1 protein-coding gene is annotated in these 1089 nt (G+C 66.7%); it reads right to left on the bottom strand.

Annotated features, from left to right (window positions below):
• Positions 1-1067 (bottom strand): histidinol dehydrogenase (gene hisD / locus EN991_RS37370; protein ID WP_127370582.1); only part of this gene is annotated, 1067 nt, incomplete at its 3' end.
• Between the last annotated feature and the right edge of the window lie 22 nt (positions 1068-1089).

Genomic DNA, 1089 nt, shown 5'->3' with positions numbered 1-1089 from the left:
GGCGTGTGGCGGCCGAGAAAGACCGCACCGGCATTGCGCATCCGCGACAGGAAGCCCTCGGCGTCGTCGATGGCCAGTTCGACATGTTCGGCGGCGATGCGATCGACCAGCGGCAGCGCGGCGTCGATGGTCGACACCTGGATCACGGCACCAAAATCGCGCCAGCTCGCCGCTGCCGTTTCAGCGCGTGGCAGGCTCTGCAACTGGCGCTCGACCGCCTGTTCGACCGCGATGCCGAAAGCCGGATCGTCGGTGACCAGGATCGACTGCGCCGAAGCGTCGTGTTCTGCCTGGGCCAGCAGGTCGGCAGCGATCCAGTTCGGATCGTTGCTGCCGTCGGCCACGACAAGCACTTCCGACGGCCCGGCGATCATGTCGATGCCGACGGTGCCGAAAACCTGGCGCTTGGCTGCCGCGACAAAGGCATTGCCCGGGCCGACGATCTTGGCGACCGGCCGGATTGTCTCGGTGCCATAGGCGAGGGCGGCGATCGCCTGCGCGCCGCCGACGCGGTAGATTTCGGACACGCCTGATATGTCCGCTGCCACCAGCACCAGCGGATTGATGATGCCGCCCGGCGCCGGCACGACCATGACGATGCGCTCGACGCCGGCCACTCTGGCCGGCACGGCGTTCATCAGCACCGAGCTCGGATAGCTCGCCGTACCGCCCGGCACATAGAGCCCGACGGCCTCGATCGCCGTCCAACGCCAGCCGAGCTCGACGCCGGCGGCATCCGTATAGCGATCGTCCTTCGGCCGCTGCCGTTCATGATGCGAGCGGATGCGGTCGCGCGCGAACTCCAGCGCCTCGATCGTCTTTGGGTCGGCCGTTTCGTAGGCGGTTGCGATGTCTTCCTTAGACACGGCAATGCCGAGGCCGGTCAAATCGGCGCGATCGAATTTCCGCGTATAGTCGATCAGTGCCGCGTCGCCCTCCGCGCGCACGCGCGCGATGATGTCGCGCACCGCGGCATCGACATCGGCGGAGACCTCCCGCTTGGTCGTGAGGAAGGCGGCGAAACGTTGCTCGAAATCGGTATCGGACTGACGAAGCGTGATGGCCATCGGACGCTCAGGCCTTGTGGAT

Origin of the sequence: Mesorhizobium sp. M7A.F.Ca.US.005.03.2.1 (assembly GCF_003997795.1) — a bacterium.
Lineage (GTDB): Bacteria > Pseudomonadota > Alphaproteobacteria > Rhizobiales > Rhizobiaceae > Mesorhizobium > Mesorhizobium ciceri.
This window is presented reverse-complemented; position numbering and strand designations above follow the sequence as displayed.